Source organism: Sagittula stellata E-37 (assembly GCF_039724765.1).
GTDB classification, from domain to species: Bacteria; Pseudomonadota; Alphaproteobacteria; order Rhodobacterales; family Rhodobacteraceae; genus Sagittula; species Sagittula stellata.
The window spans coordinates 3,301,504-3,328,099 of sequence record NZ_CP155729.1; the positions used below are offsets into that span (position 1 = coordinate 3,301,504).

Here is a 26,596-nt window from a genome sequence, read left to right on the forward strand (position 1 = left end):
CCCTCTCAGGCCGCGTCGCGCAGGGCGCCCGCGCCCCGGCTCGACCGGTAATGCTCCTGCGCCGCCGCGACACCGCTGCCCAGCCGCACCGGGTAGCCCAGGTCGGCCATCGCCATCTCCACCGTCGCCAGACCCGACAGCACCATCACGTCGGTCAGCATGCCCAGGTGCCCGATGCGGAACGCCTTGCCGTCGAGCTGCCCCAGCCCGACCCCGAAAGAGACGCCGTAAGCGATGTAGGCGTGCTCGGTCAGGGCATTGCTGTCGAAACCCTCGGGCACGCGCACCGCGCTCACCGTCGGCGAGTAGAGGTCTGGCGAAGCCGCGACCAGTTCCATCCCCCAGGCCGACACGGCACGCCGCACCCCTTCGGCCAGCCGGACATGGCGGGCATAGACAGCCTCCAGCCCTTCCTCGAACAGCATGTCCAGCGCCTCGCGCATGCCGTAGATCAGTTGCAGCGGCGGCGTGTAGGGAAAGCCGCCCTTCGCGTTGCTGGCCAGCATGTCGCGGAAATCGAAGTAGCAGCGCGGCAGGCGGGCGTGCTCCGTGGCCGCCATCGCCTTCTTCGAGACGCAGGTGATCGCCATGCCCGCCGGCAGCATGAAGCCCTTCTGAGAGCCGCTCACCGCGACGTCCACGCCCCAGGCGTCGAAATGGAACGGGACGGAGGCCAGCGACGACACGCAGTCGACGAACATCATCGCCGGGTGGCGCGCGGCGTCCATCGCCCGGCGCACCGCGCCCACGTCCGACAGGACGCCCGTCGCGGTCTCGTTATGGGTCACCAGCACCACCTTGATCTCGTGGCCCGTGTCGGCGCTCAGGATTTCCTCGAAGCGCGCGGCGGGCGCGCCCTCGCCCCAGGGCACGTCGATCACCTGCATGTCCAGCCCGAAGCGCTGGCAGAGGTCGATCCACTTGTGGCTGAACAGCCCGTAGCGCGCCACCAGCACCTTGTCGCCGGGCGACAGCGTGTTGGCCACGGCGGCCTCCCACCCGCCGGTGCCGGAGCCCGGGAAGGCGATGACCTCGCCCTCGGCGGTGCCGAAGACCTTTTTCGTGTCCTCCAGCATCGGGCGGAAGACCCCGGCGAAATCGGGGGCACGATGGTCCATGGTCTGCGCCAGCATCTTCAAGCGCAGACGGTCCGGCATGTTGGTCGGGCCGGGAATGAATACGGGGTTCTGGTTGCTCATGCGATCTCCTCCGGTCGGACTCAGCATCCGCGATCCGCTCCACGCTTGCAATTTTCTTGAAAAACATTTTCACTGAGCGGAAAATAAGGGCAAACCCCTGTCATCGCTCAGGAATCCATTTCTCATTTTCCGGCGACGCCGCAGTGCAGAGATTTTTCTCCTGCGCGGAGCCCCCGAAGAGACACCGTAAAAAGTCCCGTGCCCGGGTCCGGCGATCCGCCGGGACCGGTCCCGCCCACCCGCAGCGCATGCCTGCACCACAGGCCGTACGACCGCCGCGCGGCCTCCCGACCCGAACCCTCGAAAGGACCCGCACATGTCGCCCGAAAAACGCCCGAGGGGCCGCCCGAAGTCCGCCTTCAAGGAAAGCTCCGCCGGCGGGCTGCAATCGCTCGACCGGGCGCTGATGCTGCTGTCTGCGGTGGCGCGGCGGCAGTCGGCCACGCTGTCGGACCTCGCGCGCGAAACCGACATCCCCACCGCCACCACCCACCGCATCCTGTCGACGCTGCAGGCCCAGCGCTATGTCGCCTTCGACGAGGAGCGGCAGGAATGGCGTGTGGGCATCGAGGCCTACCGCACCGGGCTGAGCTTTCTTGCCCGGACGTCGGTGGCCGAGGTCGGTCGCCCGGTCATGCGGCGCCTGATGGCGGACACCGGCGAAACCGCCAACCTTGCCGTGCCGGACGGGGCGGAGGTGGTCTTTATCGGGCAGGTCGAGACGCCGAACCCGATCCGCGCCTTCTTTCCGCCGGGCACGCGCACATCGATGCATGCCTCCGGCACCGGCAAGGCGATCCTCGCCGCGCTGCGCCCCGACCGGCTGGCGCGGGTCATGGGGCGGATCGTCTTCGACGCCTACACCCCCGGCACGCTGGCGTCTGAAGCCGCGTTGCGCGCCGACCTGTCGGAGACCGCGCGGCGGGGCTGGTCGCTCGACCTGGAGGAGCGCCATCCCGGCATGTCCTGCATCGGCGCCGCGATCCGCGACGAACAGGGCGACCCCTGCGCGGGCATCTCCGTCTCCGGCCCGACGGCGCGGTTTTCGCCGGACCGGGTGCCGGGCCTGGGCCGGGCGGTGCGCGAGGCGGCACGCGAAATCACCGAACTCTCGGGCGGGCGCTGGGCCTGAGCGGTTTCGGCGCGCTGACGCGCGCCGATCCGCCGGGGGGCGCCGCCCCCCGGACCCCCGGAGGTATTTGTGCCAAGATGAAGGGGCGGGCGGCGGTGGCGCCGGGGCGCGTCGTGCGTCTGCCTGCCTGCTGTGCAGTTCCGGGCGGGCGGTGAAGGAGACCGCGGCGGGGCGCTTGCCCAAGCCGCGCGGAGTGTCCTAGTGTCCGCGTCATGCAAGCCACGTTTTCCCGCCGCGACCTGATCGCCCCGCACCGCCTGCGCGCCCTCATGCAACGTTCCGACCTGCGCGGCGCGCTGCAGCTTGGCAGCCATTTCGCCGCCATCGCCCTGACCGGCGCGCTGCTCTGGACCACCTGGGCGAGCCTCTGGTCGATCCCGCTGTTCATGGCGCACGGGGTCCTCCTGAACTTCCTTTATGCCGGGCAGCACGAGCTGTCGCACGACACGGTCTTCAGGACCCGGCGGCTGAACGAGATCTTCGGGCGGCTGATCGGCTTCCTGATGATCTACCCGCGCGATTTCGACAAGATCCAGCACTGGGCGCATCACCAGCACACCCAGAACTGGGAAAAGGACGGCGAGCTGACGCGCGAGCCCTACACGCTGAAGACCTACCTGTTGTGGTTCTGGGGCGTCACCTACTGGCACAGCCGCGTCACCCGGATCGTCCGGTTTTCGCGCGGCATCGTGCTGGAGCCCTATATCCGCCCCGAGCAGCACGCCCTGGTGATCCGCGAGGCGCGCATCCACGCGGCGCTTTACGCCGCCGTGGCCGTGCTGTCGGTCGTCACGCAGAGCTGGGCCGCCGTGCTGCTGTGGCTTGCCCCGATGGTCGTGATGAAGCCGGTCCACCAGTTGCAGAACACCATCGAGCACCTGGGCCTCAGCCACGAGGACAACATCCTGGAGAACACCCGGTCCACCCGGACCAACGCGCTCATGCGGTGGCTCTGCTGGCAGATGCCCTATCACACCGCGCATCACAGCTTTCCCGCCGTGCCCTTCTGGCAGTTGAAGGATCTCGACGGCGAGATGAAGAAGAACGGCGCCGCGCCGCACGCCATGGGCTGGTTCGAGTTCCAGGTGGAGGTGATCCGCAAGCTGTCCGCCAAATCGGAAGCGGACTACCCCTATGACGAGGTCTGGATCGTGCCCCGGGGCAACGGCACCAGCGCGCGGATCGAAGCGGCGTGACGCTGCAGGTCTTCCAATCGCTCTGGGCGATGTCGCCGCACGACCAGAGCGGCGAAACCCTGCCCTACGACGCGATCTGCGGCATGGTGAAGGATGCGGGCTTTCACGGGCTGGCCATCGACCTGGGCGCCGCCGACGTGCAGACCGCCTACGACGTGCTGCCGCACATCCGCCACCACGGGCTGGTGCCGCTGATCGTGGCCTTCCCCCGGTCGGTTTCCGCCCTGCGCGACACGCTGAAGATGGCGAAGGACTTCGGCTCGCCCTTCGTGAACCTCATCGGGCAGGTCTTTCCGCTGAGCACCGCGGGCGCGATCCCGGTGGTGCGCGCCTGGATCGAGATGTCCGAACAGGAAGGCGTCCCCATCCAGTTCGAGACCCACCGCAACTGCATCACCAACGACCTTTTCACCACGCTCGAACTGATCGACGCCGTGCCCGAGATGCGGCTGTCCGGCGACCTGTCGCATTACCTGGTGGATCGGGAATGGAAGCTGCCGCTGGGCGCTTTCGAACGCGGGCTGCTGACCCGCATCCTGCAGCGCTGCGACAGCTTTCAGGGCCGGGTCGCCAGCCGGCAGCAGATCCAGCTTCAACTGGACTTTCCGCAGAACGCCAAATGGCTGAAGCTGTTCACCGGGATCTGGCGCGAAGGGTTCGCCCATTACAAGAAAACGCAACCCGGCACGCCGCTGACCTTCCTGTGCGAGCTTGGTCCGCCGGAATACGCGATGACCGACGCCACGGGGCGCGAGATGTCGAACCGCTGGGACGAGGCCTTGCGGTTGAAGGCGCTGGCGGAAGAACTCTGGGCGGAGGACTGAGCGACGGAGGTGCGCGGCGGGGGGTGCGCGGCGGTGGGTGTGCGGCGGACGCAAAGGTTAATCGCTAACAGAATGTGAATGCCGTGCCTCTGCACAAAGGTTACCAACCGGCCGGAGACGCAGGCCGAACCGGCCGGTTCACACCATAACATCCGGTTAATCGGCGGCAGACGGCGTTAACCCGTTGTGGCGGGGCCGTTGCGCCCCTGCCAGACCTTGTGGCGCGCGCCGCGTTAAGTATCGGCCGCAACCCGAACGTTTCGTTCAGAAAATCCCGTCGAAGGAAATCTCAACCCAGCTTGCCGCAGTCGCATCGCTGCGGGCCGGGACCGCCCACAGCGCCTCAGGCAGAACGCGAGGTGCGCACCGTAAGACTTTGTAGAAAAACGATAAAGGAAAGCTGAACGCTCCGCACCTTTGGTCACCTTTGCGGGCGACCGAAGACGGCAGCCAAGCCCCCGCTACTGCCCCGCTTTCTGCGCTGCGGCACGCATCTGCGAGAGGGTCACGCGCGGGGTCAGCGCCTCTTCGGAAATGTCTAGGTCGAGCACCGCCCCCGTCCCCGAGGCCAGCGCCCTGTCGAAGGCCGCGGCGAAATCCTCCGTCCGGGAGACCCGCTCTCCGTGGTAGCCGTAGGACCGGGCCAATGCCGCGAAGTCGGGCGAGACCATCGTCGTGCCCGAGACCCGCGCGGGGTAGTGCCGCTCCTGGTGGGCGCGGATCGTGCCGTAGATGCCGTTGTTCAGGATCAGCACCACCGGCTGCGCCCCGGCCTGTGCGGCGGTGGCCAGTTCCTGGCAGGTCATCTGGAAATCGCCGTCCCCGGCAAAGCAGACGACGGTGCGTTCGGGGTGCGCGACCTTCGCCGCGATGGCCGCCGGAAGCCCGTAACCCATGGCCCCGGACTGCGGTGCAAGCAGGCGTTGCGCCCCGCCGTAGCGAAAGAAGTACCCCGGCCAGACCGCAAAGTTCCCCGCCCCGTTGGTCAGGATCGCGTCGTCCGGCAGGACCTTCGCGAGATGCGTCATGACCTTGCCCATGTCCACCGGAGAGGGCTGCTCCGGCAGGTCGAACCCCGCCTCGTAGGCCGCCCGCGCCTCGGCCCGCCATGCGCCGTCGCGCGGCCCGAGAGGACCCTCCGCCAGCAACGCCTCCGCAAAGGCGGACGGGTCGGCGTGGACGCCCAGCGCGGGGCGGTAGACCTTGCCCAACTCGCCGTCGCTGCCATGCACGTGGAGCACTGTCTGGTCCGGCTCCGGCACCTTCAGAAGCGTATAGCCCAGCGTCGAATTTTCTCCGAATCTCAAGTTGATAGCGAGGATGACATCGGCCTCCTCGATCAGCTTCCGGGTGGAGGGCCACATGCCCACACCGGCATGCCCGCAGAACGCCGGAGAGTGGTTGTCGAACATGTCGAGATAGCGGAAGACAGCCACGGCGGGGATATCGTTTTCCTCGGCAAAGCGGCGCAGCGCGGTCTTACCGGCCTCTGTCCAGTTGGCGCCTCCGAAGAAGATCAGCGGCCGTTTCGCGCCCTTCAGGATCTCGCGCGTCTTCGCCACGGCCGAGCCGGACGGTACGGGCGGCAGGATCTCGGCGGGGGCGGAAATCGCGGGCGTTTCGGTGACCGAGGACAGCATGTCCTCCGGCAGCGCGATGACCACCGGACCGGGGCGTCCGGTCGTCGCCACGGTCCACGCGCGCGACACGATTTCGGGGATACGTTCCACCCGGTCGATCTCCACCGCCCATTTCGCCATGGTGCCATAGACGGCGCGATAGTCGATCTCCTGGAAGGCCTCGCGCCCCTTCATGTCGGTCGCCACCTGCCCCACGAACAGCAGCATCGGCGCGCTGTCCTGACGGGCGGTGTGCACGCCGATAGAGGCGTTGGTGACCCCCGGTCCACGTGTCACCATGCAGATGCCCGGGGTGCCGGTCAGCTTGCCCCAGGCCGCCGCCATGAAGCCCGCACCGCCCTCGTTGCGGCACAGCACGTAGTCCAGCGCCCCTTCGGTGTCGTGCAGCGCGTCGAGCACCGCAAGATAGCTTTCGCCCGGCACACCGAAGGCCTTGCGCGCGCCCAGTGCCACCAGGCACTCCACCAGAAGCCTGCCACCATGCCGCATGAAACCGCCCTTCCCGATCTGTTACGGCGCCACCTTCGCCCGACGGGAACCGGAGTGCAATCCCAAGGACTTAAATGCTGTCAGGCGATCAGCGCACGGGCCATGCCGGTCGCGGCACGAACGCCGTCGACAAGGATCAGTCGGGTCTCCTTCTGCGCGCGCGCCATCAGCCCGACCATTCCGCCGCACCCCAAGGCCACGGCGCCCACACCGTCCTCGGCCTCTGCGGCGAGGATCTCGTCGATGATCCGGGGCTCGGCCTTCTCGACCTCAAGCACCGGCACGCCGCTCGCCCGGATGCGAACCAGCGACGGCGCAAGCCCGTAGTTGGCCACGTTCTCCTCCAGCACCGGGACCGAGACGTCCAGCGTCGTCACGACGGAGAACCGCCCCCCCACCGCCGCGGCAAGATGGTAGGCCGCCTGCCCGATCCCGATCACCGGGCAACGCGCCAGTTTCTGCGCCTCCGCGATGCCGGTGTCGTCGAAGCAGCCGATCAGGATCGCCTCTGCCCCGTCGCGGCAGGCTTTCTCCACCAGCTCCAGCATCGGCGGCACGGCAAGATCGCCATCCTCGCGCCCCTGGATCGAGGGCGGCCCGCCGTGCGAGGTCCAGCCCTCCACCGTCATCCGCCCGGCGACATCCTGCGCCACGGCGGTCATCGCCTCGGTCATGAGGACTGTGGAGTTGGGATTGATGAGGACGATCATACCATCCCCTTGCCCGCATCCGACCCGGCCTTCGCCTTGCGCCGCGCGGTCAGCGTCACGAGCAACAGGAAGACCCCGATCATCAGGAAGGAGAACACGGTCGTCAGCGTCCCCAGCGCATAGAGCACCGGCGTCGTGACGTTCGTCGTCATGCCGTAGATCTCCAGCGGCAGCGTGTTGTAGCTGCCCGCCGTGAGCAGGGTCCGGGCAAACTCGTCATAGCTCAGCGTGAAACCGAACAGCGCCACCCCGATCAGCGATGGCCCGATGATCGGCAGCACCACGTGACGGATGGTCTGCCAGGGAGTCGCCCCGAGGTCGCGCGCCGCCTCCTCGTAGGATTTGTCGAACCTGTTGAAGACGGCGAACATGATGAGCAGTCCGAAGGGCAGCGTCCAGGTCAGTTGCGACCCGTAGCCGGAGGTCGCCCAGTGCACCTTCATCCCCGACTGCGAGAACATCAGCCCGACGCCGAGCGAGATCAGGATCGACGGGATCACCAGCGACGTGATGATCAGGTAGAACAGCAGCCCCGAGCCCGGGAACCGCGACCGGAAGGCCAGCCCGCCCATGACAGAGACCACCACGGTCGTCACCATGACCATGAACCCCAACGCAAAGGACCGCCGGAAACTGCCCCATATATCGCCCACCGCCTGTTGCTCGAACAGGTCCTTGAACCAGTAGACCGACGTACCGTTCATCGGAAAGGTCAGCCCGCCCTGCGGCCCCTGGAAGGACAGGATGGCGATGGTGATCGTGGGCCCGTAAAGGAACAGCAGGAACAGCCCGAAGAAGGCGGCAAGCAGGTAGAAAGAGCGCGGACGCGGTTCCATGGGTCAAATCCTCCGGGACTGGGCCGGACGGCCCGGGTTGTGATGTGCCGCAGCGGCGGTCCGCCGTGTCCGGTTCAGTATGCACATCGCTCAAAGCTCCTTCCGGATGTCGACGAAGCGCAACAGGATGCCGATCACCATCAGCACGGTGATCAACAGGATCACGGCGGTCGCGGCGGCACTCGGGTATTGCAACAGCGCGATATCGTTGGAAATCAGCCGCCCCACGTTGGCCGACTGCGACCCGGACATGATCCGCACGGTGATGAAATCGCCCATCACCAGCGTCACCACAAAAATCGTGCCGATCATGATGCCGGGCTTGGTCAGCGGCACGATCACGTTCCACAGGATCTGCGGCCCCGAGGCGCCCGCATCTCGGGCCGCCTCGATCAGCGACCGGTCGATGCGCATCATCGTGTTGAAGATCGGCACCACCATGAACAGCGTGTAAAGGTGCACGAAGGCAAGGATCACCGCGAAGTCGGAAAACAGCAGCCACTCCACCGGCTGGTCGATCACCCCCATCGACAGAAGCGCCGAATTGGCGATCCCGTTGCGCCCCAGAAAGGGGATCCACGAGATCATGCGGATGATGTTCGAGGTCCAGAACGGGATGGTGCACAGCAGAAACAGCACGATCTGCATGTTCTGGCTGCGCACGTGGAAGGCCAGGAAATAGGCCACGGTGAACCCGATCGCCAGCGTGAAGGCCCAGGTGATCAGCGCATATTTGAACGTGTTCAGAAATACCTTGTAGGTCACGGGCGAACCGAAAAGGAACTCGTAGTTCTCGAAGGAAAACGCCGGAATGATCGAAAACTCCGTCGCCCGCCAGAAACTGACGATCGCGATCATCACGATCGGCAGCACGAGGAACACCAGCATCACCGCTGCCAGCGGCGACACCATCAGCAGGCTCTTGAGCGACTTCGGCATTCCGGTTCTTCCCCTGTCTTCCCGGCCCCAGTGGTCCCGGGTCTTCATCTTGGCGAAAAATACCCTCGGGGGGCCCCGCAGGGGCGGGGGCAGCGCCCCCTCCGCATCATCCGCGCATGATCCGTGACCGGACGATGCACTGGTCCGGGGGCGCCTGCCAAAGGCAGGCGCCCCCGCCGGTCGCCGCCCGCAGGGGCGGCGAAACCTCTTACGATGCGATGAACTCGTTCCACTTGCGAACCATGTACTGGTTCTCGTCCATGACGGCGTTCCAGCAGGCGACAGCGCCCATGCGGTCGTAGAACGATCCGCCGTCGCGTGTCTCGCCGGCCTGTGCCATGACGTCGCCGAAGGGGTTGGTGATCGGCTCGGCCGCCTCCTCGCCTTCGAACCAGTACCCCCACTCGTTCTCCGACATGTAGTCCTTGGAGGTCTCCGGAACCGCCGAGTAATAGCCCTGGCGCATCAGGAAGCCGCCGACCCAGCCGGAGAGATACCAGTTGATGTATTCGTAGGCCGCATCCAGTTCGAGCCCCGACAGCGACTTCGACAAGCCGATGCCGCCGCCCCAGGACCGGTAGCCCTCCTTCAGCGGCTGGTAGACGCAGGGGATGCCCTTCGATTTCACCGCCGTGATCGCCGGCGACCACATGGACTGGATCACCACCTCGCCCGAGGCCATCAGGTTCACGCTTTCGTCGAAGGACTTCCAGAAGGCGCGGAACTGGCCGTTCTGTTTCGCCTCGGTGAAGATCGCCATGGTCTTGTCGATCTCCTCGCGGGTCATGTTGCCCTTGTCGCCGTACTGGATCTCGCCCATGGCCTCGCAGACCATCGCCATGTCCATGATGCCGATCGACGAAATGTCGAGGATCGAAGCCTTGCCCTTGAACTCGGGGTTCAGCAGTTCGGCCCAGCTCTCGATCGGGCGACCGATCAGGTCGGGGCGAATGCCAAGCGTGTCGGCGTTGTAGATCGTCGGGATCAGCGTCATCCAGTTGGTCTGCTCGTCGGCGAAATCGGTGCCGTCCGGCCCGGTGGTGAAGCCCACGGTGTGCGGCGCGGTGCCCTGCGCGATCTCGCTCTCGGGCGTCAGCTTGCCGTCCTTGAAGATGCCGACGATCTTGTCGTAGTTGGCGATCTTCGACACGTCCATCGCCTGCAGGTTGCCGGTAGGCCAGACCTTCTTGCAGATCCAGTACTCGATGTCGGCGATGTCGAAGCTGTCGGGCTGGGTGGCCGCGCGCTGCGTCACGCTGTCGGAATCGAGCGCCGTCATCTCCAGCGTGAAGCCAAGGTCTTCCTTCACCTTCTGCGCCACCTCGTTGAGGTTCGACACGCCGGTGCCGAACTGGCGCAGCGTCACGTCCTTGATGTTCTGCGCCCAGATCATCGGTGCGCCGAGCGTGCTGGCGGCGGCAGCCGCCGTGCCGGTCTTCAGAAGCTGTCGTCTGGAAATGGTCATTGTCCTGGTCTCCCTGTTGTCAGGCCTGCAGCGGGTGCTGCTGGTCGTTTTCCCAGGTCAGGCCGACGGGCTCTCCCGGGTGTCTCGGTTGCGCGAAATACAATGCGTCAGGCAGAAGCGCGGTCACCTCCTGCTCCCCCGCCACGGCGGCGGTGACGTTCACATGCGTGCCCTGGTACTCGACCGCGGTGATCTGCGCGGGCATCCGTCCGGCGCCCTCGTCGGTCATGCGCACTGCGTCCGAACGCACCGCAACCTTGCCCTCGGGCAGCGCGATGACGTTGTGCCCACCAAGGAAGCGCGCGACGAAGGCGGTGCGCGGCGCGTTGAAGACATCGCGCGCCGATCCGGCCTGCTCGATGACGGCGTTGTTCATCACGACGATCTCGTCGGCCAGCGCCAGCGCCTCGTCCTGCCCGTGTGTGACGTGGATGAACGAGATCCCCAGTTCGCGCTGCAACTTCTTCAACTCCGAGCGCATGCGGATGCGCAGGAACGGGTCCAGCGCCGAAAGGGGCTCGTCCAGAAGCAGGACCTGCGGGCGGGTGATAAGCGCCCGGGCCAGCGCCACGCGCTGCTGCTGCCCGCCTGAAAGCTGGTCGGGAAAGCGATCCGCCAGCCGCGAGAGGTCGACAAGCTCCAGCATCTCGCCCGCGCGCTTCAGACGATCCGGCCTGTCCACGCCCTTCATCTTCAGGCTGAACGCAACGTTTTCGGCCACCGACAGGTGCGGGAACAGCGCGTAGCTCTGGAACATCATGGCGGTGCCGCGCTTGGCCGGCGGCAGATGCGACACATCCGTTCCGCCCAGCACGATGGAGCCGTCCGACACGGTTTCGTGCCCCGCGATCATCCGCAGGGTCGAACTCTTGCCGCAGCCCGACGGCCCCAGCAGGCAGGCATATGTACCGGGCGCGAAATGGTGGTTGATGGCATCCACCGCCACGGTCTCGCCGTAGCGCTTGGTGACGTTCACCAGTTCCAGGTCCTTGCCGGTCGCGCCCATGTCCGTCCCTCGTCCGTTGTTGAGGTCATCAGTGCGGTGAGACCCCTGATCGGGGAAGCATTCACCCGGTTCGGGATGGCCATTTTCTTTTTCTGCCGCGAAATGAGGCTGAAGGAACGGGGCGCGGATCGGATATTGGGCACAAAGTTGTATACAATAGCTGATTGACCTACGTACAACGCCGGCGAATCTTGAGCACGCTCCCGCGACCTGCCACAACCGAGTCGCAATGAACGCTGAATTCGAGAAAACACCATCGGGCGCTTCTGCCGCGCAGCCGCGCCTGCACCAGTCGGACCGCATCGCCGGTGCGCTGACACTGGCCATCCACCAACGCCGGCTCGAGCCGGGCACCAAGCTTGGCGAAGACGAACTGGCGGATATCTATGGCGTCTCGCGCACGATCATCCGTGCCGCCCTGCAATCGCTCGCCCATCACCAGCTGGTCGAAATCAGGCGCAACCGGGGGGCCTTCGTCGCGCAGCCGTCCACGCGTGAGGCGCATGAAGTGTTCGAGGCCCGCGCTCTTCTGGAACCCTTCATGGCCCGGCGCGCGGCGCAGCGCATCACGGACGAAAACCGCGCGACGCTGGAAAACCATATCCACGAAGAGCACGCGGCGCTGGCCGATGGCGACCACGGCAAGGCGCTGCACCTGTCGGGACAGTTCCACATCGAGATCGCCCGCATTGCCGAACACACCACCATCGCGGATGTCATCACCGCGCTCGTCGCCCGCTCGTCGCTGATCATCGCGCTGTACTGGCGCCGTCAAAGCGCCCTGTGCGAAAAACACGCGCATCACGCGCTTCTCGACGCGCTCGCAGAAGGGGACGGTCCGCGGGCCGAGGAACTGATGAAAAGCCATCTCGTCGACCTGCATTCGCAACTCGACCTGCGCGACCGTCAGGCGTCGTCGCGGTCCCTGAAAGAGGCCTTGGCGCCGTGAAGATCAGGACAATGACCGAACAGGACCTGGCGATGGTGCTGGACTGGGCCGGGGCCGAGGGCTGGAACCCCGGTATCGAAGACGCCGCGTCCTTCCGCGCCGCCGATCCCGACGGCTTCTTCCTGGCCGAGATCGACGGCGACCCGGTGGCGGCGATCTCGGTCGTCAATCACGACAGGGCCCATGCCTTTCTCGGGCTCTACATCTGCCGCCCTGCGTATCGCGGGAAGGGCCACGGGTTTGCGCTGTGGCAGGCGGCTCTGGAGCATGCGGGCGACCGGACGGTCACTCTCGACGGTGTGGCCGAACAGCAGGCGAATTATGCGCGCTCCGGCTTTGTCTTCGCCGGGCGCACGCTGCGCCATGCACTCGGCTCCGTGCCTTTGGCGGACAGCGAAGCCCGCCCGGCACAAGACGCCGACCTGCCTGCACTGATGAAGATGGATCGCACGGCATCCGGGCATGCGCGCGACGGGTTTGCCCGTGCGTGGTTCGCGGGCACCGACACACGCACGACCTGGGTGCTCGGTCCCGAAGGTGCACCCACCGCTTTCGCCACGCACCGCCTGTGCCGGTCCGGCGTGAAGATCGGCCCGCTGCTGGCCCGTACGGAAGCCGAGGCGCGCGGCCTGCTGGCCAAGGCGCCGCGCGCGCCGGTCTTCATCGACGTGCCGGAGGGCACGGCGCTTGAGGCATCGGTTGGCTCCATCGGCTTCGAACCGGTCTTCCAGACCGCCAGGATGCACCGCGGTCCCGCCCCGCAGGGCGCGCCGCCCGCCTACTACGCCGTCGCCACGCTGGAGCTTGGCTGAGGGCCTGCCCTTCTCGATCACGAAAGCGACCGCAGTCCGGCCTTCACGCCGGCCAATCGTAGTGCAGTCCCGTCTTCAGTTCATGCTGGCGGGCAGCGCAAGCACGATGAACGGAAAGGCAATCAACAGGGCCAGTCGCAGCACGTCCGCCACGACGAACGGCAACACGCCCTTGAAGATCGTGGTCAGGGGGACATTCCGCGCAATGGAATTGATGACGTAGACGTTCATACCCACGGGCGGCGTGATGAGGCCCAGCTCGACGGTCATCACGATGACGATCCCGAACCAGATCGGGTCGAAGCCGAGCTGCTGGATCACCGGGAAAACGATGGGGATCATCAGGATGATCATGGCCATCGCGTCCAGGAAACAGCCCATGACGAGGAACAGCAGCAGGATCAGCAGCAGCGTGCCGTACTTGCCAGCCCCCAGCGTTGTGAGGAACGAGGTCAGTTCCTGCGGGACCTGCGTGATCGCCAGGAAATAGCCGAAGAGCGTTGCGCCGATCAGCACGACGTAGATGGAAACGGAGGTGCGCAATGCCTCGACAAGGCTGTCGAGCAAGGTGGTCATCGTCAGCTTGCGCCGCGCCAGCCCGATGAGCGCGGTCAGCAGCGCACCGACGGCGGCGGCCTCCGTCGCGGTGACGATGCCGAAGTAGATCGACAGGATCACGGCCACGAACAGCAGGCCCACGGCCCAGACGCCTTTCAACGCGGAAAGCCCTTCGGACAGGGTGAACTTGTCGGCTGCGGGCAGGTCGCGCCCGTACCACAGGCGCACGGTGGCCATGTACATCACGACCGCGAGGATGCCCGGGACGACCCCCGCGATAAAGAGTTCGCCGATATCGGTTTCGGTCATGAAGCCGTAGATCGCCAGAACCACGGAGGGCGGGATCAGGATACCCACCGTGCCACCCGCGGCTATGATACCGGTGGCGGCGTCGTCGGCATAGCCGGCCCGCTTCATCTCCGGGTAGGCGATCTTGGTCATCGTGGCGGCTGTCGCGACCGACGATCCGCAGATCGCCGCGAAGCCACCGCACGCCCCGACAGAGGCCAGGCCCAGCCCGCCCTTGAACCCGCCCAGCCACGCCCTGCCCGCACGGAACAGTTCCGACGACATGCCGGAGTTGGTGGCCAGCACCCCCATCAGCACGAAGAAGGGGATAAGCGTCAGGTTGAAGTCGGTGATCGTGGAAATCGGCGACTGCGACAGCAGGTTCAGCGCCGGACGCCAGCCGACGACCCCGGCGAAACCGCCGATGCCGACCAGACCCATGGCGATGCCGATGGGCACACGCACGGCCATCAGCGCGAACAGGGCGACGAAGCCCAAGGTGGCGATCAGTTCCCCGCTCATTTGTCGCGTTCCCCGACCGTCTGGTCTTTCAGAAGTTGTTCGTCGATGCCGTCGAATTCGCCAAGGTCGCTCCCGAAACGCACGATCCGCCAGAGCCGGCCCCCCGTCGCGAAGAAGGCGGCGACAATGCCCAGCCAGATGGCGCCGAAGAACGGCCAGTGCGGCAGGCGAAGGTCCATGGTGGCGTCTCCGCCCGACATCGCGGCCAGAGTACGCTCGCCGATCTTCCACACCAGAAGCCCGGTGAAGACCAGCAGGATCAGCCACGCCAAGGCGTTGACAACCGTGCGGGCGCGCGGCGACAGCGCCTGTGCCAGAAGATCCACCTTGATGTGCGTGCCGTGCCAGGCGACCGACGCCAGCCCCCAGGCCACGGCGACGCCAAGCACCAGCCGCGACAGGTCGAAGGCATCAGGGACGGGGCGGGCAAAGCCGTAGCGCCCGATGGCGGAGGCCACGATCAGGATGGTGACCAGCCCCAGCACGACGCCCGCGATGCGTTCGATGACCGAGATGACCCGGCGGACGGGCCGCCCGGATGGATGACGTTCGTACATGGGGTCTCCGGAAAAAGTGCCGTGGTTGGGGCGGGCGCACGGAAGGCGCGCCCTGCCCCGTCAGTCAGGTCAGTAGTCCGCGTCGTACTTCTTCAGCGCGGCCTTGTAAGCTTCGAGGATGGCATCGGCATCGCCGCCCTTGGCGGAAACGGCTTCCTTCCACTCCTCGATCAGCGGCTGAGCGGCCTCGCGCCATGCGACGACGTCTTCCTCGGTCGGCGTGTTGAAGGACTGGGTATCGTCGGCCTTCAGCTTGTCCTTGGCGGCCATGTCGTCCTCGGCCCAGCCCGCCGACACCTTGCCCGACCATTCCGGCGTGCAGTGGGAATCGATCACGGCCTTGTTCTCGTCCGAGAGACCCTCGTAGCTGTTCTTGTTCATCACGAGGACCTGCGCCGACAGGTAGAAAGGCATGTCGAGGTGAACCGGCACTTCTTCCGTCAGCTTGAAGTCGTACATGGCGCCCCACGGGAAGGTCACGGCCTCCGCGGTGCCCTTGGACAGGGCTTCACGCACTTCCGGCGCGGGCACCTGAACGGGGCCGCCGCCCAAAAGCGAGATGAAGCGCGCGATGGTGGCATGTGCCGGACGCACGTTCATGCCCTTCACCTGCTCGGGGCGGGTGACCGGCACCTTGGAGTGGAAGGCGCCCGGCGCATGGGAATGCACGAAGCACAGCTTCACGTCGGACATCTCCGTTTCGGCGCCGTTTGCCAGATACCACTCGTGGATCGCCTTGGTGCCGTTGATGTTGTCGTCCGACATGAACGGCAGTTCGGTGGCCGAATAGATCGGGAAGCGGCCGGCGGTATAGCCGGGGTTCACCCATGCGAGATCGACGATCCCCTGCGCGGCCATGTCGTAGTGATCGGGCGCCTTGCCCAGCTGCTGTGCCGGAAACACCTGCACCGCGATGCGGCCCTCGGAGGCTTCCTCCAACGAGGCCACCCACGGGTCGATGCCCTTCGTGGCGGGCGCGATGGTCGGCGGGATCCAGTGGGACAGACGCAGGGTGACTTCCTGGGCCTGCGCCGAAAGCGGACCCACGACGGCGAGAATCGCGGCAAGCGCGACGGACGTTCTTTTCATGATGTTCCTCCCTTGGGCCGGATTTCCCGTCCGACCTCATGAAGGAATGCGTATCAAACGAAGGGCGAAAATCAAATAAAATGTTTACGAATGAACGAAATCAGCCAAGATCGGCGGCGCCACTCCGCCGCGTTTCCAAAGGCGCAAAAGCCTCAGGAAGCGTGTTCTGCCAATAGGTTCGCCTTCAGATCGCCTGTCCGGCGGCGTCGAAGGCGTGGATCTTGCCGGGCGCGAAGAGCAAGCCCACCGGGTCGCCGGGACTGCGCGCCGACTCGCCATCCGTGCGCACCGTGATCCGCCCCGCCGCGCCGCAATCGACGATCAGGAACGTGTCGGCGCCGAGATACTCGATCACGTCAACCTGCCCATCCATCTCGCCCGCCCCCGGCTCCACCACCGAAATGTGCTCGGGCCTGATGCCGATCTGCGCAGCCTGCTCACCTCCCACAGCGCCCCGCACGAGACCGGCGGAAAAGACATTCATCTTCGGACTGCCGATGAACTGCGCAACGAACAGGTTGGCGGGGTGTTCGTACAATTCGCGCGGAGCACCGATCTGCGCGATCTTGCCGCCCTCAAGCACCACGATCCGGTCGGCCAGCGTCATCGCCTCCACCTGGTCGTGGGTGACGTAGATCATCGTGGCGCTCAGCGACTGGTGCAGCTTGGCGATTTCATACCGCATCTCGACCCGCAGCGCGGCATCGAGGTTCGAGAGCGGTTCGTCGAACAGGAAGGCCGTGGGGTCGCGCACGATGGACCGACCGATGGCCACCCGCTGCCGCTGCCCGCCGGAGAGGTCCTTGGGCCGCCGGTCAAGGTAGGCGCCAAGTTTCAGCACCTCCGCCGCGTGGTCGACTTTCGCCGCGATCTTGTCCTTCGGCTCGCCTGCCGCCTTGAGCGAGAACCCCATGTTGTCCCGCACCGACATGTGCGGATAAAGCGCGTAGCTCTGGAAGACCATCGTCAGCCCGCGCTGCGACGGCGCCTCGGCGGTGGCATCGCGCCCGTCGATCAGGATCTGACCGCGCGAGGTTTCCTCCAGCCCCGCGATCATCCTGAGCAGGGTCGACTTCCCGCAACCCGACGGGCCGACGAAGATGATGAACTCGCCCTCCTCGATGGCGAGGTCCACGCCCTTGATGACCTGCACGTTGCCGAACCATTTCTCGACGGCCTTCAGCTCTATGCTTGCCATGGGAATCCTTTCGCAGAGGGTGAGGCCCAGGCCAGCCAGGTGGCCGCAGTCCAGGTGAAATCGCGCCCGCCGGCAGGCGATGCGTCGCGCGGGTCGAAGTACTCGGCGAACCCGCCAGCCAGGATCATGCTGCGCGTCGTGTCGCACAGCGCAGTGGCGCGGGCGTCGTGCCCCGCGTCGCGCAGCCCCAGCGCGATCAGCCAGTTCATCATCGCCCAGACCGGCCCCCGCCAGTAGCGCTTCGGCTCGAACCCCGGTTGCTGCGGGTCCGCCGAGGGCACACCGTACGGCAAAAACCCGGCGATCCGGTCGAAGTGGTCCAGCATCCGTTCCGGCCTGACACCGGCGTACCAGTTCAGGAAGGACGCATTGGAGATCACCCCGGAATGGGTGCCCGCCCGCATGTCGAAGGTGTCATAGGCACCGATATCGGCGTTCCAAAGCCGCTCCGACCCGGCCTCGATGGCAGCGATCCAGTCTTCGATTTCTGCGGTCTCCGCTCCGAACCGCTGCGCCAGTGCCAGAAGGTCCCGGTTGGCGCGCAGCAGGGTGAAGGTCATCGTCGGATCGGCCACCCGGAAGGGCGAAACCTCCCGCAGGTGCGCCTCGTCCCAGCCGCAGTCGTGCCCCAGCTTCACCAACGTCAGGTATCGGTCGTAGTCCCAGCGGCGCGGGCGCTCGTCTTCCGCCACATGGCTGGTGTCGCGCCGGTAATACGCGTCGAGGTTGGCGGGCTCGATGGCGGCAAAGGGCGCGTCCCAGTCCGGAGAATTGTCGCGCCCCGTCTCCCAGGGATGGCTGACACAGATCGCGCCGCCCTCGCCCCGCCAGTCGAAGAACCAGCGGTGCCAGTCCGTCAACGGCCCGACCATGGCCTTCGCCCGGTCCGCGCCCGCCGGGTCGAGCTCGGCCAGCCAACGGATGAAGGTGGCCGCGATCGGCGGCTGCGAAATGCCCGAAGACGGCACCGGTCCGACGCCGCCCCAGACGTCGGGGCCAGGGAAATACGTCGGCTCCACCTTGTGGAACAGGATATGCGGGACCATGCCGTTCGGCCACTGGCCCGACAGCAGCGTCTCCACCTCCTGCCACGCGCGGTCGGTGTCGAAGGTGGCGAACCCCATGGCGGCAAAGACGCTGTCCCAGTTCCACTGGTAAGGGTAAAGCCCCGCCGTGGGCACGGTGTACCCGCCCCGGTCGTTGCCCCGCAGGATGCGGCGGGCGGCGTCGTCCGGATCGGTCATGCCCCGCCCCTCCCGCGGGCTGCCCGGCATGGTCGGCATGCGCCCCGTGTCCCCAGTGGCGAACCGCTCATCCCTTCACGCTCCCCGCCGTCAGGCCCTTGGTCATGAACCGCTCCAGCCCCAGGAAAAGCGCCATGATCGGCACCGTGGCGATCACCGACCCGGCCATCAGGTGCTGGCGCGGGATCTCCGACGAATTGAGCGAGGCGATGCCGCGCGTCAGGGTGAACTTCGACGGGTCGTCAAGCAGCATGAAGGCCAGCAGGAACTCGTTCCACGCGATCATGAACACGTAAAGCGACACGGAGGCCAGCGCCGGCAGCGACAACGGCAGGGTGATTTTCCAGATGACCATCAGGCGCGACAGCCCATCCATCAGACCGGCCTCCTCGATCTCCGCCGGGAGGCCCCGGAAATAGCCCTGCAACATGTAAAGCGCCACGGGGATGGTCGTGACCGGATAGATCATCACGATCCCGGCGATGGAGTTCCTCAGCCCGGTCATCGAGAAGGCGATGTAGATCGGCAGGGCGAGGACGATCATCGGGACCATGTAGATCAGCAGGATCGACCGCGAAAACACCGCGCGCCCGGTGAAGCGCAGCCGCGCCACGGCGTAGGCGCCGGGAATGGCAAACGCCAGCGTGATCAGAACCGTCAGCACCGAGATGTAGAACGACGTCCCCAGGTAACGGCCGAAGTTGAAGTCCCGAATCAGCTCCACGTAGGACCGGAACAACCCCCAGCCCTGCGACAGGTCGATGGAGAAATCGAGCGGGTTGGCGATCAGCTCCGCCTGGTTCTTCAGCGAGGTCATGACCATCACGTAGAAGGGAATGACCACGATGGCGGTGAAGAAGACATAGCCGAAGCCCATCAGCGCCCGGATCACCGCGCCCTCGAACTGGTGCCGGGTCAGCGCGCCCGCCGGCAGTCCGTCGAGGTAGCGCACCAGAGGAATGCCCGTGGCCCCCGCGCCGAAGATCAGCGCCGCCACCCGCAGCCCCATCCCTGTGCCGTCGCCGAACCGCAGCGCGCCGAACCCGGCGGACGCCAGCGCCAGCGCCGTCACCAGCGCCGCCCCGTCCGTCAACCAGCGGTTCTGCCACCGCACGGCCACCAGCCCGGCAATCGCCCCCACCAGCACGGCACCCGAACCCGAGGGCCGCACGCTTTCGCCCGTGGCGAAGCTCATCACCACCGCCACGGTGACGAAGGCCACCACCGCCCAGAGCGCGCCCAGAAGCGCGCCGGTCACGTATCCGACCCTCAACGCCTTCATGACCCCGCTCCTTCATCTTGGCAGAAATACCTGAACGGCGCCGCAGGCGCCCGGGGCGCAGCCCCGCCCGATGCGCAGCTCACAGGCCTTCCTCCCGACTGATGAACTTGAAGAAGAAGACGGAAAATATCAGCAGGCAGCCGAAGACCACCACCGCCACGGCCGCGCCCGCCCCGATGTTGGACAGGGCAAAGGCCTGTTCGTACACGTTCACCGTCAGGGTCCGCGTGCCCGCGTTGCCGCCCGTCAGCAGGAAGATGTCGTCGAACTTGTTGAAGGTCCAGATGAAGCGCAGCAGGAACAGCACGCTCAGGATGCCCAGGAGCATCGGCAGCGAAAGATACCAGAACTGCTGGAAAGGCGAGGCCCCGTCCATCTCCGCCGCTTCGTACATGTCGCTGTCGATCGACTGCATGCGCGCCAGGATGAACAGGAAGGACAACGGGAAATACCGCCAGATTTCGAAGGCGGTGACCATGATCAGCGCCAGCGGTTTCTGTCCGAAAAAGTTGATCGACTGTTCGGTCACGCCCATCTGCACCAAAAGCGCGTTGGCCGATCCCGAGAACGGATCGAACAGCAGGATCCATGCGAAGGCGACCGCGATCACTGGCGCCACGTAGGGAAAGAGGTAGAGCCCCCTCAGCAGCCCCTGCCCCTTGAACGAATGGTTGAGAAGCTGTGCCGCGAAAAGCCCCATCACCAGCGCGCCGACGGTGCCGAAGACGGTGTAGAACAGCGTGACGCCGAAGACCGACAGGAACTCTTCGCCATCGAAAACGCGGGCAAAGTTCTCCAGCGTGAAGTCGCCCGATGTCAGCACCGATTGCGCCCGGCCGGTCATCACCGGGTCGGTCTCTTCGATATCGGTTTTCTGCGCGAGGAAATCGGCAGAGACGGTTACCGGGATTTCCAGCCGCTCGCTGAAACCGCCCTCCCAGTCGCCCAGGTCGCAGAAGAAGTCGGCCCCTTCCAGCGTACAGCGCGGGTCGAGGTCGCCGACAACGGTCAAGCCGTCGGGCCAAGTGTCGGTCAGCGTGACCCTGGCGATCGGCTGGTCGCGCGACGAGTTCCGCAGTCTGTAGCGCACCGTCGCCTCGTCGCCCGCCGCCTGGGGCTTGCCGCGCAGGTCCTCGCGGATGACCACTTCGGGCGGGCGCAGGTCGCCCAGCTCCACGGGTTTGAAGCTGATCCAGAAGACCGCCAGAAGCGGCAGGACGACCACCGCCGCGACCGCGAAGAGCGTCGGGAACAGCAGCGACCACGCCAGCCGCGCCTCTCGACGGGCAAGCGGGCCGGTTCCGGTCGGCGGAAGAGCCTGTGACATGGCCGTGAACCTCCGTGGCGCGGGCGGGCGGACCACTGTGGTCCGCCCGCCCGTGACGTCATTCGATCTTCGAAAGCTCGTCGTTCATCGCCGCGACGGCGTCGGCCACCTCGATCTGGCCGTCGATGTACTGCCGCACGATCCGGTTGATCGCCTGGCTGTTGATCATCTTGGAGGCCAGCGCCAGTTGTCCCTCGGTCACGCCCCAGCGCTGCGCCACGTCGAGGCCGCTGACGATCTCGTCGATCTTCGACTGGTCGTAGAGATCACCCAGCGGTGCCTTTCGGTCGACGCCCACCGGCAGCTCCGCCCATGCCTTCTGAAAGGCGGTCGGGTCGTCGGCGGTGCCACGGCGCGTCGGGAACTTGCCCTCCGGCGCGATGGCCAGCGTCTGGGTATAGCCCTTGTCCATCGAGTAGGCGACGAACTCTTCCGCGATGTCAGTGTCGGCATCCGAGGTGATCCCGAAGTAGCGCATGTCGCCCCAGGCCGCGCCATCGGGGTTCGAGGGCCCGGCAAAGGTCGTCACGATCCCGGTTTTCGAGGCCAGCTCGGGCGAGGTCGGATCGTCGTTGATCGTCGGCGGCGCACTGTCGCGCAGACCCGCAAGTTCATCGAGGATGAAGGGCGACCAGATGATCATCGCCGCGTTGCCCGAGAAGTAGAGCGATCGCGACTGATCCCAGTACAGGTCCCCCGGAGGCGAAGCGTCGGCAAGCTTCTTGTAGAACTCCAGCACCTCGGTGGTCTTCGCCTCGTCGAGCGGTGCGAAGCCGTCCTCCCCCACCGGCGTCACGCCGTTGGCGAGAAAGACATGCTCCAACACCTGGCTCATGAAGGGTTCGTCGACCTTGGTGGCGGCTACGAAACCGTACATCTCCGGCGGATTGTGCAGCTTCTCAAGCGCGGTCTCGACCGCGGCATAGGTGGTCGGCGCCTCAAGCCCGGCCTCGTCGAACAGGTCCTTGCGGTAAAGGATCATCTGCGTCCAGCCGTCCACGGGGACCGCCGCGTAGCCCTCCCCGAAGGCGGCCATCTTCAGGGCACCTTCCGCAAAGGTGTCCTCGCCCAAATCCTCGATCACGTCCGTCGCCGCCTCGGGATCGAGGATACCTTCCTCCGCCCATGGCAGGGACCATTGCAACGTGTGATAGATCACGTCCGGCAGGTCGCCCGCCGCGAAGGCCGCCGTCGCCCGTGTGCCGAGGTCGCCTTCCTCTACCGGAATGACCTCGACATCGTTGCCGGTCTCCGCGGCAAAGTCTGCGGCCATCTGTTCCTGACGGGCCAGCCGTTCGGGTTGGGTTTCGGTTGTCCAGAACCGTATCGTGTCGGCCTGCGCCGCACCCGCGATCGCCAGCGCAAGCGCCGTACCGGCCAGCAGTCTGGCTTTGTTCGTCGCCATGGTATCCTCCTGTTGAACACGGGAGGCATCGTGCGGGGCAAGGCGCCCCTCCGGACCGTTTGCCCGGTTTGCCGCCCTCGCACCTCGCGGTGTCCGGCAGCCGTGGCTTGGTGCGCATCTTGCTGCACTGCCACATTTATGACTTTGAAAATCGACAACGATTCCCCCCCTCTGAAAGAGTGAGTTAACCCGTGCGACAAGCCAAGATGAAATAAGAGGCACTTGATGAACGCCGGTCTCCTCGACCGGATCGAATGAGGGCGCTGCGGCGAGACGGTTCGAAGCCAGACATGAACCCGGCGCAGGGGGCGCCGGGTTCCAGTTCTCTCAACCTGATGCAATGCCTCAGTCGCGGATCGAGCCTTCTTCGTCGCCCTGCCGGCGCATCCCGGCCTTGACCCGCGCCCCCACGATCAGGGGCAGGATGAATCCGACGATCGCGACGGCCCAGAGGCCGATGGCCAGCGGACTGTCGACAAGTGTCCACCAGTTGCCGTTGTCGATGGTGATCGCGCGGCGCAGGTTGTTCTCCATCGCGTTGCCCAGCAGCGTCCCGAGGATGATCGGAACCAGCGGTACGTCGAACTTGCGCAGCACCCAACCCATGATGCCGAAGCCGATCATCACAAGCAGGTCGAAGGTCGATCCGGAGATGCCGTAGATACCGACGAAACTGACCATGGCCACGATGGGCATCAGGATGCGCGACGGAACCATCAGAACGCGGGTGAAGATGCCGACCATCGGGATGTTCATCGCCAGAAGCATGAAGTTGGCGATGAAAAGCGCAGCGATCAGGCCCCACACCACGTCCGGGTTCTGGGTGAACAGCAGCGGCCCCGGGGTGATGTTCAGCGCCAGCAGGACGGCAAGCAGCACGGCCGTCGTACCGGAGCCCGGCACACCCAGCGCCAGCATTGGCACCAGCGCCCCGCCAGCGGCGGCGTTGTTGCCGGCCTCAGGTGCGGCGACACCGCGAGGGTCGCCCTTGCCGAAGGTGCCTTCCTTGTCGACCAGCCGTTTCTCGAACGAGTAGGAGATGAACGAGCCCAGCGAGGCCCCCGCCCCCGGCAAGACACCCGCAAGGAAGCCAAGGAATGACGTGCGCAGCATCGTGGGCGTGCACTGCTTGATCATCGACATCGGCGGGTAGAGCTTGCCGATCTTCAGTTTGGTCTCATCCGCGTCGGACCCGCTATGCCTGTGCTCAAGGAAGATGAAAACCTCGGACAGCGCGAACAGGCCCACGATGGCCACGAGGAAGTCGAGCCCGTCGTAAAGGTGCACCTCCCCGAAGGTGAAACGCGGCACGCCGGTCTGGGTGTCGACACCGATCATGGCAAGACCAAGCCCCAGTGCCGCGGCAAAGGCCGACTTCGCCTGGTTGGTCGATGACACGCCGCCAAGCGTCATGAAAGCCAGGGCGAACAGCGCAAAGTACTCTGCCGGACCGAACAGCAGTGCGATTTTCACCAGCTGGGGTGCGAGGAAGATCAGACCCCAGGTTGCGAAGAACGCCCCGACAAAGGAAGCAATTCCCGAAAGCGAGAGGGCCTCACCGGCAAGCCCTTTCTTCGCCATCGGATGCCCGTCGAGACAGGTCATCATTGCCGGTTCGTCTCCGGGGATGTTCAGCAGGATCGACGAAATCCGCCCGCCGTACATCGCGCCGTAGTAGACAGAAGTCAGCAGAATCAGCGAGGGCGTGGCGCCCAGACCAAGGGTGAAGGCCAGCGGGATCAGGATCGCCACGCCGTTCGATGGGCCAAGGCCGGGCAATGCGCCCATGATCGTGCCTAGGAAGCAGCCCAAAAGGGCCAGCAGGATGTTCTGCCACGTCAACGCGATGGCAAAGCCGTCAGCGAGATTTGCAAAGGTTTCCATGGATCAGAATCCCCAGGGACCGCGGGCGAGGCTGAGGCCCAGCACAAGGTGGAAGATGACGTAAATGCCAACCGAGGTGCCGACGCCGGTCAGCACCGCCTCGACCGGACCAGAGCCGAGCCGCCACGCGAGGTAGGCCGCGGCAAAGGCCGTGGCGATCACAAAGCCCGCGATGGGCAACAGTTCGGTATACAGGATCATCACGACCACGGCGGCGCCGATCTCGACCAGCCGACCTATGGCGGGCCATTCCGGTTCGGGATCCGGGCGGAAGGCGATCACGGCGCTCGAAATGCCGAGCACGGCGGCAATGATCAGGGGGAAGGCCTTGGGACCCACGGCATCGGAGAGAAAGCTTTCCTCGATATACAGCGCCGAAATGGCGAAACCGATGGCGAGGAGAATGCCGAAGACCCCGAAGATGCGATCACTCATGGGGATCTCCAATTCGGGATGTCAGAGGGGGGAGTATCGGGTAAGGATCGGGCGCCGCCTCGTGCGGCGGCGCCCTCTATGAAGCGTGTAGGGGACGCTTACTTGATGATGCCGATTTCCTTGGAGATCGACTGGATCTTGGCCACGGATTCCTCGACGAAGGCCTGGAAATCCGCCCCCTGCAGGTCGAGCGGCGCAAGGCCGTTCGTCTCCATCACGGCCTTCCACTCGTCGGAGGCATAGAGCTCGCCGATCTTGGAAACCCATGCGTCATACGCTTCGTCGGACATACCGCCCGGCGCATAGAAGCCGCGCCAGTTCGCGCCGATGGCGTCGACGCCCTGCTCTTTCGCGGTCGGCATCTCGGAGAACTCGCCCCCCAGACGCTCGGGCGCGAGGACCGCGATGACCTTGATATCGCCGGAGTCGACAAAGCCCTTCGCTTCGGAGATGTCGCCGGTGAACGCCTGAACCGAACCCGCCAGAAGCTGGGTCACAGCTTCGCCGCCGCCGTCGAAGGCGATGTACTTCACCGCACGCACGTCATCGATGCCATAGGCGTTGGCCGCGATCAGGACCTTCAGGTGGTCCCAGCCGCCCACGGCCGAACCGCCCGCGATGGAGATCGAGGTCGGGTCCGCCTTGATCTCGTCCAGCAGCGCCGGCAGCGTGTCGATGTCTGAGTCCGCCGCGACGGCGATCACACCGTAATCCGCGCCGACAGAAGCCAGCCAGCGGACCTGATCCATGGTGTTGCCCGGGTAGGCGCCCTGCGCGAGCCGGGTCGCGGTCGCCGAGGATGCCGCGACGATCAGGTCGTTGTCGTCACCGCGCTTGTTCACGACTTCGGCGTAGGCCACACCACCGCCACCGCCGGCGAGGTTCACGACCTGCATTGTCTTGTCGATCAGACCGAGGTCCTGCAGCGACTTGCCCACCTGGCGGCAGGTGAAATCCCAGCCACCGCCCGGGTTGGCAGGTGCGATACATTCCGGGTTTTCCTGCGCGCTTGCGGCAAGGGCGGATACGCCGACGAGTGCCGCGGCCACGACGAGCCGGGTTGCTTTGATCATTCTGTTTTCCTCCACTTTGGCAGCCGCAATAGGCGGCCGCCCGAAACTCCCCGTACTCACGGCTGCATGTGCAGCCTCCCTCTTTACGGGTTGAGCAAAGGACGTAGCGAAGGAAGCTGTCGTGAAACTGTCATTGCCCGGCAAATGGGCAAAATTCCGACGAAATGGGAATGTCCCCAGCATTCAGCCACTGATTGCCAATGGCGCCCACGGTCATCCGGAAAAGGTCATCGGGCGCCCGAACCTGTCCGGGGTCATGGGCCAAACCGCCGGCGGCATCGGGGCCCCCGCGCTTGGAACTGGCGTTTCCCGACATACACTTGCCCTACGGCTCGAAGCGCGCACATGTGGTCGCCGCTTGGTTCACTTGCCACAGGTGCGCCGGAAACACAGGCCATCGCCGGGACAACATGCGACCCGGCCCGATCCGCTGCGGGCGCTGGTCGCGCAAGACGCTGATGACATTCTTGCAGGGTGTGTTCGGCCCTGGTGACTTTGCATGAAAAAAGGACGGCCCATGGACCGCCCTTCCCCCTT

At 65.6% G+C, this 26,596-nt stretch carries 23 protein-coding genes; 5 read left to right on the forward strand and 18 right to left on the reverse strand.

Going from position 1 to position 26,596, the window contains the following annotated elements; translation table 11 throughout:
• Positions 1-5: 5 nt before the first annotated feature.
• Positions 6-1,199, reverse strand: coding sequence for an L-aspartate--glyoxylate aminotransferase BhcA (bhcA, locus tag ABFK29_RS15655; protein ID WP_040605265.1), 1,194 nt, complete (start codon positions 1,197-1,199; stop codon positions 6-8).
• A 316-nt stretch (positions 1,200-1,515) separates the two neighbouring features.
• Between bhcA and ABFK29_RS15660 the strand changes: the two genes are divergently transcribed.
• The 3 genes from ABFK29_RS15660 (at position 1,516) to ABFK29_RS15670 (ending at position 4,351) form a co-directional block, all read left to right on the forward strand.
• The gene (locus tag ABFK29_RS15660) at positions 1,516-2,331 is read left to right on the forward strand and encodes an IclR family transcriptional regulator (protein WP_005864226.1); all 816 of its coding nucleotides are present in this window, start codon (positions 1,516-1,518) and stop codon (positions 2,329-2,331) included.
• Between the two features lie 212 nt (positions 2,332-2,543).
• Entirely contained in the window at positions 2,544-3,527 is a 984-nt protein-coding gene (locus tag ABFK29_RS15665) for a fatty acid desaturase (protein ID WP_005864228.1), read from the forward strand.
• Positions 3,524-4,351: a sugar phosphate isomerase/epimerase family protein gene (locus ABFK29_RS15670; protein ID WP_005864230.1), complete on the forward strand. Its 828-nt coding sequence runs from the start codon at positions 3,524-3,526 to the stop codon at positions 4,349-4,351. Before ABFK29_RS15665 ends, ABFK29_RS15670 begins: the two co-directional genes overlap by 4 nt.
• Positions 4,352-4,812: 461 nt before the next feature.
• Here the strand turns inward: ABFK29_RS15670 and ABFK29_RS15675 are convergent, their stop codons facing one another.
• The 6 genes from ABFK29_RS15675 to ABFK29_RS15700 form a co-directional block, all read right to left on the reverse strand.
• Positions 4,813-6,480: a thiamine pyrophosphate-dependent enzyme gene (locus tag ABFK29_RS15675; RefSeq protein ID WP_005864232.1), complete on the reverse strand. Its 1,668-nt coding sequence runs from the start codon at positions 6,478-6,480 to the stop codon at positions 4,813-4,815.
• An 80-nt stretch (positions 6,481-6,560) separates the two neighbouring features.
• Entirely contained in the window at positions 6,561-7,190 is a 630-nt protein-coding gene (locus ABFK29_RS15680) for an aspartate/glutamate racemase family protein (RefSeq protein WP_005864234.1), read from the reverse strand.
• Positions 7,187-8,026 carry an ABC transporter permease gene (locus ABFK29_RS15685; RefSeq protein ID WP_005864236.1) on the reverse strand — a complete coding sequence of 280 codons (840 nt, stop codon included), beginning with the start codon at positions 8,024-8,026 and terminating at the stop codon, positions 7,187-7,189. The genes ABFK29_RS15680 and ABFK29_RS15685 overlap by 4 nt, the downstream gene beginning before the upstream one ends.
• A 90-nt stretch (positions 8,027-8,116) precedes the next feature.
• Entirely contained in the window at positions 8,117-8,965 is an 849-nt protein-coding gene (locus ABFK29_RS15690; protein ID WP_040605266.1) for an ABC transporter permease, read from the reverse strand.
• A gap of 208 nt (positions 8,966-9,173) precedes the next feature.
• On the reverse strand, positions 9,174-10,430 hold the full coding sequence (locus ABFK29_RS15695) for an ABC transporter substrate-binding protein (RefSeq protein WP_005864363.1): 1,257 nt from the start codon (positions 10,428-10,430) through the stop codon (positions 9,174-9,176).
• A gap of 19 nt (positions 10,431-10,449) precedes the next feature.
• Positions 10,450-11,436: an ABC transporter ATP-binding protein gene (locus ABFK29_RS15700; RefSeq protein WP_005864365.1), complete on the reverse strand. Its 987-nt coding sequence runs from the start codon at positions 11,434-11,436 to the stop codon at positions 10,450-10,452.
• A gap of 229 nt (positions 11,437-11,665) precedes the next feature.
• Between ABFK29_RS15700 and ABFK29_RS15705 the strand changes: the two genes are divergently transcribed.
• Entirely contained in the window at positions 11,666-12,385 is a 720-nt protein-coding gene (locus ABFK29_RS15705; RefSeq protein WP_005864367.1) for a GntR family transcriptional regulator, read from the forward strand.
• 11 nt (positions 12,386-12,396) lie between these two features.
• Positions 12,397-13,197, forward strand: a complete 801-nt coding sequence (locus ABFK29_RS15710; RefSeq protein WP_005864369.1) for a GNAT family N-acetyltransferase — start codon at positions 12,397-12,399, stop codon at positions 13,195-13,197.
• Between the two features lie 75 nt (positions 13,198-13,272).
• Here ABFK29_RS15710 and ABFK29_RS15715 read toward each other — a convergent pair whose 3' ends face one another.
• The 11 genes from ABFK29_RS15715 to ABFK29_RS15765 form a co-directional block, all read right to left on the reverse strand.
• Complete coding sequence (locus tag ABFK29_RS15715; RefSeq protein WP_005864371.1) at positions 13,273-14,565, reverse strand: TRAP transporter large permease; 1,293 nt, start codon at positions 14,563-14,565, stop codon at positions 13,273-13,275.
• The gene (locus ABFK29_RS15720; RefSeq protein ID WP_005864372.1) at positions 14,562-15,122 is read right to left on the reverse strand and encodes a TRAP transporter small permease; all 561 of its coding nucleotides are present in this window, start codon (positions 15,120-15,122) and stop codon (positions 14,562-14,564) included. Before ABFK29_RS15720 ends, ABFK29_RS15715 begins: the two co-directional genes overlap by 4 nt.
• Positions 15,123-15,191: 69 nt before the next feature.
• On the reverse strand, positions 15,192-16,211 hold the full coding sequence (locus ABFK29_RS15725) for a TRAP transporter substrate-binding protein (protein WP_005864375.1): 1,020 nt from the start codon (positions 16,209-16,211) through the stop codon (positions 15,192-15,194).
• A 184-nt stretch (positions 16,212-16,395) separates the two neighbouring features.
• A complete protein-coding gene (locus ABFK29_RS15730; RefSeq protein WP_005864377.1) occupies positions 16,396-17,409 on the reverse strand; it encodes an ABC transporter ATP-binding protein in 1,014 nt (337 codons plus the stop codon).
• Entirely contained in the window at positions 17,397-18,653 is a 1,257-nt protein-coding gene (locus ABFK29_RS15735) for an MGH1-like glycoside hydrolase domain-containing protein (protein ID WP_040605279.1), read from the reverse strand. The genes ABFK29_RS15730 and ABFK29_RS15735 overlap by 13 nt, the downstream gene beginning before the upstream one ends.
• Positions 18,654-18,720: 67 nt before the next feature.
• Positions 18,721-19,935 (reverse strand): carbohydrate ABC transporter permease, encoded by a 1,215-nt coding sequence (locus ABFK29_RS15740; protein WP_005864379.1) that lies wholly within the window; start codon positions 19,933-19,935, stop codon positions 18,721-18,723.
• A 79-nt stretch (positions 19,936-20,014) separates the two neighbouring features.
• Complete coding sequence (locus tag ABFK29_RS15745; RefSeq protein ID WP_347099688.1) at positions 20,015-21,262, reverse strand: sugar ABC transporter permease; 1,248 nt, start codon at positions 21,260-21,262, stop codon at positions 20,015-20,017.
• A gap of 58 nt (positions 21,263-21,320) precedes the next feature.
• Positions 21,321-22,667 (reverse strand): ABC transporter substrate-binding protein, encoded by a 1,347-nt coding sequence (locus ABFK29_RS15750; protein ID WP_005862071.1) that lies wholly within the window; start codon positions 22,665-22,667, stop codon positions 21,321-21,323.
• A 345-nt stretch (positions 22,668-23,012) separates the two neighbouring features.
• On the reverse strand, positions 23,013-24,551 hold the full coding sequence (locus ABFK29_RS15755; protein WP_005862073.1) for a tripartite tricarboxylate transporter permease: 1,539 nt from the start codon (positions 24,549-24,551) through the stop codon (positions 23,013-23,015).
• A gap of 3 nt (positions 24,552-24,554) precedes the next feature.
• Positions 24,555-24,986: a tripartite tricarboxylate transporter TctB family protein gene (locus tag ABFK29_RS15760; protein WP_005862074.1), complete on the reverse strand. Its 432-nt coding sequence runs from the start codon at positions 24,984-24,986 to the stop codon at positions 24,555-24,557.
• Positions 24,987-25,084: 98 nt separating this feature from the next.
• Positions 25,085-26,059 carry a Bug family tripartite tricarboxylate transporter substrate binding protein gene (locus tag ABFK29_RS15765; RefSeq protein ID WP_005862076.1) on the reverse strand — a complete coding sequence of 325 codons (975 nt, stop codon included), beginning with the start codon at positions 26,057-26,059 and terminating at the stop codon, positions 25,085-25,087.
• Positions 26,060-26,596 lie beyond the last annotated feature (537 nt).